General features: G+C 59.7%; 11 protein-coding genes. 5 read left to right on the forward strand and 6 right to left on the reverse strand.

What is annotated here, in order from left to right; all coding sequences use genetic code 11:
- Nucleotides 1-74: 74 nt before the first annotated feature.
- The gene (locus tag ACA065_RS08685) at nt 75-899 is read right to left on the reverse strand and encodes an aspartyl/asparaginyl beta-hydroxylase domain-containing protein (protein ID WP_497694151.1); all 825 of its coding nucleotides are present in this window, start codon (nt 897-899) and stop codon (nt 75-77) included.
- A gap of 375 nt (nt 900-1,274) precedes the next feature.
- On the opposite strand from ACA065_RS08685, the gene fabV reads away from it, so the two are divergent.
- Together fabV and ACA065_RS08695 are read left to right on the forward strand one after the other, a co-directional pair.
- Nucleotides 1,275-2,468 (forward strand): enoyl-ACP reductase FabV, encoded by a 1,194-nt coding sequence (fabV, locus tag ACA065_RS08690; RefSeq protein WP_497694152.1) that lies wholly within the window; start codon nt 1,275-1,277, stop codon nt 2,466-2,468.
- A gap of 212 nt (nt 2,469-2,680) precedes the next feature.
- Nucleotides 2,681-3,304 (forward strand): HAD family hydrolase, encoded by a 624-nt coding sequence (locus tag ACA065_RS08695; RefSeq protein WP_497694153.1) that lies wholly within the window; start codon nt 2,681-2,683, stop codon nt 3,302-3,304.
- On the opposite strand, the gene ACA065_RS08700 is transcribed toward ACA065_RS08695, so the two are convergent.
- Nucleotides 3,301-4,206, reverse strand: a complete 906-nt coding sequence (locus ACA065_RS08700; protein WP_497694154.1) for a LysR family transcriptional regulator — start codon at nt 4,204-4,206, stop codon at nt 3,301-3,303. The two genes, ACA065_RS08695 and ACA065_RS08700, sit on opposite strands and share 4 nt — an antisense overlap.
- A gap of 103 nt (nt 4,207-4,309) precedes the next feature.
- Between ACA065_RS08700 and ACA065_RS08705 the strand changes: the two genes are divergently transcribed.
- On the forward strand, nt 4,310-5,479 hold the full coding sequence (locus ACA065_RS08705) for an aspartate aminotransferase family protein (RefSeq protein ID WP_497694155.1): 1,170 nt from the start codon (nt 4,310-4,312) through the stop codon (nt 5,477-5,479).
- A 122-nt stretch (nt 5,480-5,601) separates the two neighbouring features.
- Here the strand turns inward: ACA065_RS08705 and punR are convergent, their stop codons facing one another.
- Nucleotides 5,602-6,516, reverse strand: coding sequence for a DNA-binding transcriptional activator PunR (gene punR, locus ACA065_RS08710; RefSeq protein WP_497694156.1), 915 nt, complete (start codon nt 6,514-6,516; stop codon nt 5,602-5,604).
- A 122-nt stretch (nt 6,517-6,638) separates the two neighbouring features.
- Between punR and punC the strand changes: the two genes are divergently transcribed.
- Nucleotides 6,639-7,823, forward strand: a complete 1,185-nt coding sequence (gene punC / locus ACA065_RS08715) for a purine nucleoside transporter PunC (RefSeq protein WP_497694157.1) — start codon at nt 6,639-6,641, stop codon at nt 7,821-7,823.
- 129 nt (nt 7,824-7,952) lie between these two features.
- On the opposite strand, the gene ACA065_RS08720 is transcribed toward punC, so the two are convergent.
- A complete protein-coding gene (locus ACA065_RS08720; RefSeq protein WP_497694158.1) occupies nt 7,953-8,789 on the reverse strand; it encodes a nucleoside-binding protein in 837 nt (278 codons plus the stop codon).
- 158 nt (nt 8,790-8,947) lie between these two features.
- Between ACA065_RS08720 and ACA065_RS08725 the strand changes: the two genes are divergently transcribed.
- A complete protein-coding gene (locus tag ACA065_RS08725; RefSeq protein WP_497694159.1) occupies nt 8,948-10,450 on the forward strand; it encodes a nucleobase:cation symporter-2 family protein in 1,503 nt (500 codons plus the stop codon).
- A 123-nt stretch (nt 10,451-10,573) separates the two neighbouring features.
- Here the strand turns inward: ACA065_RS08725 and ACA065_RS08730 are convergent, their stop codons facing one another.
- Nucleotides 10,574-11,506: a proline iminopeptidase-family hydrolase gene (locus ACA065_RS08730; RefSeq protein ID WP_497694160.1), complete on the reverse strand. Its 933-nt coding sequence runs from the start codon at nt 11,504-11,506 to the stop codon at nt 10,574-10,576.
- A 93-nt stretch (nt 11,507-11,599) separates the two neighbouring features.
- On the reverse strand, nt 11,600-12,364 hold the full coding sequence (locus tag ACA065_RS08735) for a LuxR family transcriptional regulator (protein ID WP_497694161.1): 765 nt from the start codon (nt 12,362-12,364) through the stop codon (nt 11,600-11,602).
- Between the last annotated feature and the right edge of the window lie 119 nt (nt 12,365-12,483).

Consider the following 12,483-nt stretch of genomic DNA (forward strand, 5'->3'; position numbering starts at 1 on the left):
GTCGCACGAGACGCTAGTTTGGCTGCCTCTTCGGCAGGGCGCAAACACCGTCCAGCACCATCATGCCGCAGAACTTACTGAATCAGCTTCCAGTTTTTGTAGAAAACCCGACGCAGGGTAAACACCAGCCCGGCAAAGCCTGCGATCACGGCGTTGAGCACTGAAGGCAGCAAAGTGGGCCGCACAATGTCAATGAACAGGCAGTAACGTTTTGCGTCGTTTTTGTTGAAAGACGCGTGCATCAGCGTGTCATCGAAGATAAACAGCGGGTCGTCGTGCCAGTAATGCTTGTGCTTGCCCACCTGGATGTAGACGCCGTCGTGGTGCGGTGCCGGCGCCATGTTGTAAAGCACCCGGAACATCATGCGCAGCGGGCCGAAGTGGAAGGACGTCGAGCGGTTTTCGTTGAACACCGAGACGCCGATCGTTTTCACAAACGGCAGCTTCTTGCGCAGTTGCGGGATGTCCAGGGTGGTTTCGATCGGGCGGCCATACCACTGGAAGAACAACATGCCGCGCTTCTTCTCGGCCATGCGCTCGTCCAGGTAGCTGATGATTTGATCCTTGTTGGCCATGGCATCGTCGATCACCTGCTGCAGGTCCTCACGCCAGGCGGGCGGCAGGTCGCGCAGGGTGTAGACATGGCGGTTACGCAAGCTCAGCAGGTCGAACAGGGTGTTGAACGGGGCTAATATCCAGGTGTTGCGGCCGCTGCCGATGAAGTATTTCTTGATGGTGTCGGCGTCATACAGGCCGTTGCGCAGGAAGTCGTAGACACCGCACACCAGCACCAGCCCGAGGAATACCACGGTGGTGAGGGGAAACAGGCAAATAATCAGCAGGACGCCGATGACCCAGGCGACCGACACTGCTTTTTTGCATAAGGCAGACTTGCTCATGAAACTCAGCTCCAGCTGGACGCCATTCGACAGGTCCGGATCCGTGGCTGCGAGTGGTAGGGTATTGAAACATGTTGATACATCCCTCCCATGATAAGGCGTTCAGCGACGAATAGGCGTTTTAAATATTGCGAAATTGTGAAGGAAGTGAACAAACCTTCACGTTTATGGTCGGGCTCATAATTGTGCGCAGCAACCCCGGTGGGATTGTGAACGGTAGCAGGCATGTGCCAAAAAGCGCGGCGCCGATTGAATTTTGTAAACAGAAGATTTGCGACTATCGTGACGCTTCGGTTTTTTGGACGTCATAGACCGGTACGATTAAGTTGAATGGCCACCATTGGCCTTCGGCACCTTGGAAGAGGCAGAAATTTTATGATCATCAAACCGCGGGTTCGTGGCTTTATCTGTGTGACCGCTCACCCTGTTGGCTGTGAAGCGAACGTCAAGGAACAGATCGACTACGTGACTCAACACGGCGTCATCGAAGGCGGCCCTAAGAAGGTGCTGGTCCTCGGCGCCTCCACGGGTTACGGCCTGGCCGCGCGCATCAGTGCAGCGTTTGGCTGCGGCGCCGACACCCTGGGTGTGTTTTTTGAGAAAGAAGGCGAAGAAGGCAAGCTGAGCTCCGCCGGCTGGTACAACAGCGCCGCGTTCGAGAAGTTTGCGGTTGAAAAAGGCCTGTACGCCAAAAGCATCAACGGCGACGCGTTCTCCGACGAGATCAAGCGCCTGACCATCGAAACCATCAAGAAAGACCTGGGCAAGATCGACCTGGTGGTTTACAGCCTGGCCGCGCCACGCCGTACCGACCCGCAAGGCGTGGTGCACACCTCCACCCTCAAGCCCATCGGCAAGGCCGTGACCCTGCGCGGCATCAACACCGACAAAGGCGTTGTGGTCGACACCACGCTTGAGCCTGCGACCCAGGAAGAAATCGACGGCACCGTGAAAGTCATGGGCGGCGAAGACTGGCAGCTGTGGATCGACGCGCTGCGTGACGCCGATGTACTGGCCGAAGGCGCCAAGACCACTGCGTTCACCTACCTCGGTGAAAAGCTGACCCAGGACATCTACTGGAACGGCTCCATCGGCGAAGCCAAGAAAGACCTGGACAAAAAAGTCCTGACCCTGCGCGACAACCTCGCGGCACTCAAGGGCGACGCCCGTGTGTCGGTGCTCAAGGCCGTGGTTACCCAGGCCAGCTCGGCCATCCCGATCATGCCGCTGTACCTGTCGCTGCTGTTCAAAGTGATGAAAGAGCAGGGCACCCACGAAGGTTGCATCGAGCAGGTCTACGGCCTGTTCAAGGACAGCCTGTACGGCAAAGAGCCGAAGCTTGACGCCGACGGCCGCCTGCGTGCCGACCTGGCCGAGCTGGAGCCGAAAGTCCAGGATGCCGTGGCGGCGCTGTGGAACCAGGTCACCGACGACAACGTTAACGAGATCAGCGACTTTGCCGGCTACAAGGCTGAGTTCCTGCGCTTATTCGGCTTTGAAATCGACGGTGTGGATTACGAAGCTGATGTGAACCCGACCGTGAAGATCAATGGCTTAGTCCAAGCCTAAACACGGTCAAAAATGTGGGAGCGGGCTTGCTCGCGAAATCGGAGTGTCAGTCGCCAGATAGGTTTACTGATACACCGCTTTCGCGAGCAAGCCCGCTCCCACATTTGTTTTGTGCCACGCCCAGGAACCTTCCTGCATTCCGTCGCGCTCCCACCCTCGCTCACAATCTGCCAGACTCCACCGGCTATCAAGCCACGCTAACGGAGGATCTGATGACGATTCGTGCAGTAGTTTTTGATTTCGGCGGTGTCCTGTTCGACTGGAACCCGCACCACCTCTACCGCAAGCTGATTGCCGACGATCACGAGCGGCAACACTTTCTCGACACCGTCTGCACCCAAGCCTGGAACACCGAGCAGGACGCCGGTCGCAGCCTGGCCGAAGGCACCCGCCACCTGATCGAGCAATACCCGCAACATCAAAGCCTGATCCAAGCCTATTACGACCGCTGGCACGAAATGCTGCGTGGCTCTTTGCCGGATGGCGTGGCAATTCTCACGGCGCTGCATCACGCCAATATGCCGTTGTTCGGGCTCACCAACTGGTCGGCTGAAACCTTCCCTTATGCGCGGGCCAACTACCCGTTCCTGCAGTATTTGCGCGACATTGTCGTGTCGGGCGAGTTGAAGCTGATCAAGCCGGACCCTGCGATCTATCACGCCAGCCTCAACCAGGTGCGCGCCCATCTGCCGAATATTCAGCCCAGTGAAGTGGTGTTTATCGATGATGTCGCCGGCAATATCGAAGCGGCCGTCGCGCTCGGCTGGCAGGGCATTCACCACGTGTCGGCCGAGCGTACAGCGGCGCGCCTGCGCGAGTTGGGTGTGGGCTTCTAGCTCGCCCACTTTTCCATGGCGAAATCCACAAAGGCGCGCAGCTTGGGCAGGCGATAGCGATCCTGGCCGTAGAGCAAGTGCATGGGGCGGCTGGACAGTTGATAGTGGGTTAGCAACGCCACCAGCTTGCCGCTCTCCAGGTCCGGTTGCACCAGGGCATCGGCCAGCATGATGATGCCCATGCCGTTTACGGCCGCCTGACGCAAGCCTTGCGAGCTGTTGATGGTCATTGAGCCGGACACCGGGATTTCCACCTCGCCTTCTTCGCCGGTCATGCGCCAGAGTTTGTCGGTGTCGCGCCAGTTGTCGGTCGCCGGGTAAGCGAACGCCAGGCAGTCGTGCTGGCGCAGATCATCGGGTGTTTGCGGCGTGCCACGTCGCGCCAGGTACGCAGGCGACGCGCAAAGGGTGAGGGTGTAGGCCTGCATGGGCCGGGCGATCAGGCTGGAGTTTTCCAGTTCGCCAAGACGGATCGCCACGTCGAAGCCGCTGTCGACCAAGTCCATTCGCTCGTTGCTTAGCTCCACGTGCAGGTTGATCAGCGGGTAGCGCTGGGAAAATTCGCTCAAGGCCGGGGCCAGGCGTTCGGTGCCGAACACCGGTGGCGCGGTGATACGCAGGCTGCCTTTGGGGGTTTCGCTGTGGATCTGCTCCGCCAGCAGCTCGGAGTCGGCCACCAGCCCCAGCACCTCCAGGCAGCGCTGGTAATACTGCCCGCCAAACTCCGTGAGGCTTTGTTTGCGGGTGGTGCGTTTGAGCAGGCTGACCCCTAGCCGTTGCTCCAGCGCGCGCAAGTGATTGCCGACCATGGTGGTCGACATCCCGCACTCCTGCGCGGCCGCCGTCATGCTGCCGGTCTCCACCACCTTTACGTACACCGACATTGCCTGGAACAGATCCATTATCAAGCCCTGGTTTAAAGTCATTGCAGGAATGCGCAGTTTATCCAGCTTGGGTGGCTAACGATACTGCACCCATCCCAATGATGCACTGGAGCTTGCCACCATGACCGCCGCCTGCCTGATGACCACGTATCAACCCTTGGCCCTGAGCTTCACTCGTGGTCTGGGCACGCGCCTGTGGGACCAGCAGGGCCGTGAATACCTCGACGCGGTGGCCGGCGTGGCGGTGACCAATGTCGGGCACTCCCACCCCAAACTGGTGAAGGCAATCAGTGAACAGGCGGGCTTGCTGCTGCACACCTCCAACCTTTACAGCATTGATTGGCAGCAGCGGCTGGCCCAGCGTCTGTCGCAGTTGTCGGGTCTGGACCAAGCGTTCTTCAACAACTCCGGTGCCGAAGCCAACGAGACGGCGCTGAAACTGGCACGGCTGCATGGCTGGAAAAAAGGCATCGAAGAGCCCTTGGTGGTGGTGATGGAAAACGCCTTTCACGGGCGCACCCTCGGCACCATGGCGGCCAGCGACGGGCCTTCGGTGCGCCTGGGTTTCCAGCGCTTGCCGGGGGATTTTCTCAAGGTGGGTTTTGGTGATTTGGTGGCACTTGAAGCCATCACTCAACAGTTCGGTACACGCATCGCGGCGGTGTTGCTTGAGCCGATCCAAGGCGAAAGTGGCGTGCTACTTGCGCCGCCCGGCTACCTCAAAGCCCTGCGCGAGCATTGCACGCGCCACGGCTGGCTGATGATGCTGGATGAAATCCAGACCGGCATCGGCCGCACCGGCACCTGGTTTGCGTTCCAGCATGAAGGCATCACCCCGGACGTGATGACCCTGGCCAAAGGCCTCGGCAACGGCGTGCCCATCGGCGCCTGCCTGGCCAAGGCTGCCGTGGCGCAGCTGTTCACCCCCGGCAGTCACGGCAGCACGTTTGGCGGCAACCCGCTGGCCTGCCGCGTCGGCTGCACGGTGCTGGATATTATTGAAGAGCAGGGCCTGCTGCACAACGCTGCACAACAGGGCGAACGGCTGCTGGCGCGGTTGCGGGTGGAATTGAGCGAGCATCCACAGGTGCTGGCGATTCGAGGGCAGGGTTTGATGATCGGCATCGAACTGGCTCGCCCTTATCGCGACCTGGCCTACCGCGCAGCGCAGGAGCACGGCCTGCTGATCAACGTGACGCGCGGCACGATCATCCGGTTGCTGCCGCCGCTGACGCTGGAGGCCAAGGAAGTCGAGATGATCGTGCGGGCCATCACCCGTTTATTGGATTAGAAACCGGATCGAAATGTGGGAGCGGGCTTGCTCGCGAATGCGCACGGTCAGGCAATACAGTTGGTGACTGACCCACCGCATTCGCGAGCAAGCCCGCTCCCACAGGGGATCTCCATCATCTTTTAGAGATCTGGGCCATTCAACCATTCCTGATTCATCGTCTGCGTATCCCCCAAATACTCCAACAACCACGCCATCGCCGGCGACAATTTGCTCTGCGCCCACGCCACGCACGATGGGCTGGCCGGAAACGGCCGGCTCAACTGCAACGCAACCAACTCGCCGCGTTCGATCCATGGCAACACTTGATGCGCCGGTGCCATGCCGACGCACAGGCCATCGCGCAGGCAATCAAGCGCCGAGGCCCAGTTGGGCACCACCAGCCGGCGTTGGTTATCCAGGGTCCAGGTGTCGCGCTTGGGCAGGTTGCGCGAGGTGTCGGTCATGCACAGCGACGCGAACGGGCGCAGTTGATCGTCACTGAGTAAGCCTTCCATCGCTGCTAACGGATGCCTGGCGCTGACCACACACAGCCAGTTCAGCAGGCCCATGTCCCGAAACGTGAAGTGGCTGGCCACCGGCACCGCACTGGTGGCGCCGATCACGATGTCAGTACGCTCATCGGCGAGGGCGTCCCATACGCCGTTGTACACTTCGTATTCGAGCAGCAATTCCACCTCGGGAAACTGCCGGTAGAAGTCCAGCACCAACTGCCGACATCGCTGGGGTTTGACGATGGAGTCCACGGCCACCTTCAATTGGCCGCTCCAGCCATTCGCCACTTGCTGGCACAGGCGCCGGGTGCCGAGCATTTTTTTCATCACGCTGCGGGCTTCGTCTATAAATAAACGGCCGGCCGGCGTCAGCTCTACATCGCGATGCCGGCGTACGAACAGCGGCACCGCCAGCCATTCTTCAAGCTGGCGCACCGTATAGCTGATGGCGGAAGGCACGCGGTGCAGTTCCTGGGCGGCCGCGCTGAAGCTGCCGTGGCGGGCCACTGCATCGACCACATCCAGTGAGTATTCGGACCACATAGCGTTGGCCTTCAAAATATTTGATAGGAGCGTCCAATTATTATCGCTTCACACACATTCTGTCAGCTTCATAATCGGCGCCAGTCAGCAAATAGTTTGATGGCAGGTTCAGCAAGGCTTCAATGAAAAATTCTTTTGGTTTCACTTGGTATCTGGCGGGGCTGAGCATGCTCGGTTATCTCGCCATGGACATGTACTTGCCGGCGTTCGGCGCCATGGGCGAGCAATTGCAGATCAGCCCTGGCGCGGTGGGCGCCAGCTTGAGTATTTTCCTCGCCGGTTTTGCGGTGGGGCAGTTGTTGTGGGGGCCGTTGTCCGACCGCCTGGGGCGCAAGCCGATCCTGCTGGCGGGCCTGAGCCTGTTCGTGCTGGGGTGTGCAGGCATGTTCTGGGTCGAGACCGCGCCACAACTGCTGGCGTTGCGGTTTATGCAGGCGATTGGCGTGTGTTCCGCCGCGGTGAGTTGGCAGGCGCTGGTGATCGACCGCTACCCGGCCGACAAGGCACACCGCGTGTTCGCCAGCATCATGCCGCTGATGTCGTTGTCACCGGCGCTGGCGCCGTTGTTGGGTGCGATGGTGTTGAATCACTTCGGCTGGCAGGCGATTTTCGCGGTGTTGCTGGGCGTGTCGCTGCTGTTGCTGCTGCCAACGTTGTTCCTGCGCAAGATGCCGAAACGTCGGGCAGAGCAGGGCGAACCTTCGCGCCTCGGTTATGGCCAGTTGCTGACCTCTCGGGTGTTCACCGGCAACGTGATGATCTTCGCCGCGTGCTCCGCCAGTTTCTTCGCCTGGCTGACCGCTTCGCCCTTCATCCTCGGCGATATGGGTTACAGCCCGAATGACATCGGCTTGAGCTATGTGCTGCCGACCTTGGCTTTTCTGATTGGTGGTTACAGCTGCCGCAGCGCCTTGCAGCATTACCAGGGCAAAACCCTGCTGCCTTGGTTGCTGGTGGCTTATTGCATCAGCATGGTGGCGTTGTACCTGGTCGCCACGTTGACCGTGCCAACCCTGACCACCCTGTTGATCCCGTTCTGCCTGATGGCGCTGGTCAACGGCGCGAGCTACCCGATTGTGGTGGCGAATGCGCTGATGCCGTTTGCGGAAAATTCCGGCAAGGCGGCGGCGCTGCAAAACACCTTGCAGCTGGGGCTGTGTTTTCTCAGCAGCCTGTTAGTGTCGTCGATGATTGATCAGCCGCTGCTGATCACCGTGATTGTGATGTTGGCGACCGCGCCGTTGGCGGTGTTGGGTTACTGGCTGGCGCGGCCGAAGACGGATAATTCGGAACTCGCAAACGCTTAGGCTGCAATACGATCAAAAAATGTGGGAGCGGGCTTGCTCGCGAATACGGTGTGTCAGTACCGAGTGTGCTGGCTGACACACCGCATTCGCGAGCAAGCCCGCTCCCACATTTGTATTCGGTTTCTTCAGTTATTGAAAGGTGATTTCCATGTTCAGTGTAGGTGTGGAAGTCCGTGTACCCCGGCCACCCTCCACACCGAACTTGTTGTGCCAGTACTCATATCCCACGCCGAGATACAGGTTCGGCTTGACGCTTTTACCCGGTCGCACCGCCACCATCAGCGCCGTGCGCATCAGGCTTTCCGGGGCGGTGTGGCGGCCGTGGTAGTCCTCGCCTTTCTCCCCGACGTAATTGATGAACCCCTGGAACTTCGCCGCGTGGTTGGCGATTTCAAACGGGCGCATCCACGTCAGGTTGAGCATGTAGGTGTCGTCGAAAGTGTGGTTCGACTCTTGCGCGCCGGGGATGCCGGTGTGATTCCTTTCCTTGTAGTACATCAGGCTTAGATCCAGCACGCCGACGGTGTTGAACTTCAACGTCGGGCCGATCACCAGCGCGCGTTTTTTGGCTGAGGCGAGGTTGTTGTTGCGGTTGGCGTCAAAGCCCAGGGTCAGCGCGTAATCCTTGATCAGCCCGGTGCCGAGCGGCACATCAAACACCCGTGAAGCGTACAGCTGGTGCCGGTACACCGCGTAAACCTCACTGCCACCATGGTCGGTGCCCTTGCGCGGGTCGCGGCTGTCGGACAGGAACACATCGAGGTTCAGGTAGTTGCTGCCGTATCGGTAGCCGCTGGCGTGGGTGAAGCTATAGATGCGCTTGCTGAAATCATCCGGGTTATTCGGGTTGGTGAAGTGCTGGCCGTAGCGAAAGCCTGCGCTGTTGTTCATCCATTCCACCGCGACAGCCTCCCCGCCGCCGAGGAGGGTGAGTGCGACGGTTGCGCCCTGTAATGCCTTTTTCATTGTTTTAAGTCCTTTGGCGTTCTGGCTCATGACGGCCGGGTTGTTTTTGTAACGCCGATGGAGGGTATCTTGTTCGATTGATTGTATACAACTCTATGGACATGTAGTCCAAACATTGCATACAGTGCTCGCACAACAAAAACAGAGAACCCCTCACCATGACTATCCCGAAGGCGTCACCGCAGCGGCCAGAAGATGAGAATCTCGGCGTCGCGGCCAACATGGCTTACGGCCTGCAGCATGTGCTCACCATGTACGGCGGCATCGTTGCCGTGCCATTGATCGTCGGCCAGGCGGCCGGGTTGTCGCCAGCGGATATCGGCCTGTTGATCGCCGCGTCGCTGTTTGCCGGTGGCTTGGCCACGCTGTTGCAGACGCTTGGCCTGCCATTTTTTGGCTGTCAGTTGCCGCTGGTGCAGGGCGTATCGTTTGCCGGCGTGGCAACCATGGTGGCGATTGTCGGCAGTGATGGCGCCGGCGGGATACCGGCGATTCTCGGGGCGGTGATGGCCGCGTCGTTGATCGGGCTGTTGATCACGCCGGTGTTTTCACGGATCACCAAGTTTTTCCCGCCGCTGGTCACCGGCATTGTGATCACCACCATCGGCCTGACGCTGATGCCGGTAGCGGCCCGTTGGGCCATGGGCGGCAACAGCCGCGCGGCGGATTTCGGCAGCATGGCCAACATCGGCCTGGCGGCACTGACGCTGGTGCTGGTGTTGTTGCTGAGCAAGATCGGCAGCGCGACCATCTCACGCTTGTCGATCCTGCTGGCCATGGTGATCGGCACCGTGATCGCGGTGTTTCTCGGCATGGCCGACTTCTCCGGCGTCGCCCAGGGGCCGATGTTCGGTTTCCCTGCACCTTTTCATTTCGGCATGCCGACCTTTCACGTGGCGGCGATCATTTCCATGTGCATCGTGGTCATGGTGACGTTGGTGGAAACCTCGGCGGACATCCTGGCGGTGGGCGAGATCATCGACACCAAGGTCGACTCCAAACGCCTGGGTAACGGCTTGCGCGCCGACATGCTGTCGAGCATGTTCGCGCCGATTTTCGGCTCATTCACCCAAAGCGCATTTGCCCAGAACGTCGGCCTGGTGGCGGTGACTGGGGTGAAAAGTCGGTTTGTGGTGGCCACTGGCGGTGTGTTTCTGGTGCTGCTTGGCTTGTTGCCCTTTATGGGCCGGGTGATTGCCGCTGTGCCAACCTCCGTACTGGGCGGCGCCGGGATTGTGTTGTTTGGCACCGTGGCGGCCAGCGGTATTCGCACCTTGTCGAAGGTGGATTACCGCAACAACATGAACCTGATCATCGTGGCCACGAGCATCGGTTTCGGCATGATCCCCATCGCGGCGCCGAGCTTTTACGATCACTTCCCCACCTGGTTTGCGACCATTTTCCATTCGGGCATCAGTTCGTCGGCGATCATGGCGATTCTGCTGAACCTGGCGTTCAACCACTTCACCGCCGGTAACTCGGACCAGCAGTCGGTATTCGTGGCGGGGACTGAGCGCAGTTTGTGCTTCCACGATGTGGCGGCGTTGCGTGATGGGGATTACTTCAGTGGCGGCAAGTTGTTTGATGCTGACGGGAAGGAGATTCCGGTGGCGCCTGACTTACCAAGGAAGGCCGTAAAACCTGAAACCTCTGAGGTTTAAACATGCATGATCGCTCCCACGCTCTGAGTGGGAGTGCATCCTGTGACGCTCCGCGTCACGACCTTGAGAGCGGACGCAGAGCGTCCAAAGGGGCATTCCCACGCGGAGCGTGGGAACGATCAATTAGCCAGCTTTGAGGACTTTGTGCGGCACTGAGCACGCTTCATCCAAAAACTTCACCACAGTGCCCATACACGCCTGGCGTTCTTCCACGTGGGGCATGTGGCTGGAGTCTTCAAACAGCGCCCAGCGCACGTCCGCGATCTCATCCAGGAACGGTTTGACCACCAACGGCGTGGCCTCGTCGTGCCGGCCGGAGATCACCAGGGTCGGTACAGTAATCGCCGACAGGCGGCCGATCACATTCCAGTCCTTCAAGCTGCCGATCACGTGGAACTCGGTCGGGCCGCTCATGGCGTGGTACACCGTCGGGTCCGCATCCACCGCGGCGAAGGTGCGCGCCACTTCTTCCGGCCACGGGATGACGCGGCACACGTGCTGGTCATAAAAAATCCGCGAGGCGGCGAGGTATTCAGGGTCTTGGTAAGTGCCGGCCTGTTCGTGTTTAAGCAGGGTTTCGTGCACGCCTTCAGGCAGCAATTTGCGCAGGCGGTTGGCTTCGCTGACCCAAGTGCGCATGCACGTCGGTGAGTTGGCCGGGATAAACGCGCGCAGGCCCTTGGGTTGCAGGATCGCGTGTTCACTGCCGAGCATGCCGCCCCAGGATTGCCCGAGGATCGCGTAGTTATCGCTGATTTGCAGGTGGTCCAGCAGGTTGTCCAGCTCTGCGAGGAACAGGTCGATGGTCCAGAACGAGGCCTCTTTATCCGGCAAGTGCGTGGAGCGCCCATTGCCCAATTGGTCGTAGTGAATCACCGCATGGCCGCTGGCCGCCACGTCTTTGAAGGCGTCGACATAGTCGTGCGTGCAGCCGGGGCCGCCGTGGATGATCACCAACGGTGTACGGCCGGTGGTCAGGTCGCCGGTCACGCGATACCAGGTCTGGTAGGCGCCGAAGGCCGCATAGCCTTCGCGGACTTTCTCGATGAATTCCATTTCGTACCCTGCTCTGAAAAAAAGGATCAGGGCTACGATAATCGTCGCGCGACGTTTAAGTAACTAGCAAAACAGCTAGGTTTTGCTGACGGATCAATCTTCCAGCAAGCGGTAATGGGTGGCACGCACCACCGCCTGTACGCGGTTCTTGGCCCCCAGTTTGTGCATTGCCGAGGCCAAGTGCAGGGTCACCACCGCCAGTGAACGGCTCAACTGCGTGGCGATTTCAGCGGCCGTGAGCCCGTCGGCGGCCCATTTCAGGCATTCGCGCTCGCGTTTGGTCAGGTGAATATGCGGGTAAGTGCGCAGTTCCTTGCTGAACAGCGGGTAGGCCGCTTCCTGCAGGGCATGGGTAATCAGGCTGAAATCGGCGAGGGTTTGCTGCGCATCCTTCAATACCGTACGGGCTTTGCCGGTGCGCAGGCCGGTCAGTGACGCGAAGCCGCCGCGAGGCAGGTGAATGGGTACGCTGACACCGCACGTCAGTTGGCGCTCATGCAGGTAGGAGGACACCGGTGCGTGGCACGGGTCGATGATCTTTTGCAGCGCGGTATCGGCTTTCGCCTCGTAGGACCACACGAACGGCGACACCGTGCTCAGGGCCAGGTGCTGCACCGGGTCGATCTGGTAAAACCCTTCGCTGCACCATAATGCGTGCCAGTCAGGCGGCGTATTGCGCAGTTCCAGCACCGAGGGCGTGATCAGTGAACCGTCCTGGTCGATGGGCACCGGCGTGTAGTCGTACACCAGCGCATCGAAGCCCAACTGTTGGGCGAGCGTAAACGTGTTGTCCATCTGTTCATCCAGGCTCCTGCCTGGCATGAGACGGTTATTGAAGGCAGTTAGCTTGGCCAGCATCCGTTCTGCTCCCGAATTCATTTGAATCTCGACTTGCGGCAAGTAGAATGCCACGCCCCGGCGAAGGACTGCCAGGCCAAACCTATAAGAAATACTAGGTTATGGACGCGCAGCATCCT

It is taken from the genome of Pseudomonas sp. LBUM1640 (assembly GCF_059716225.1).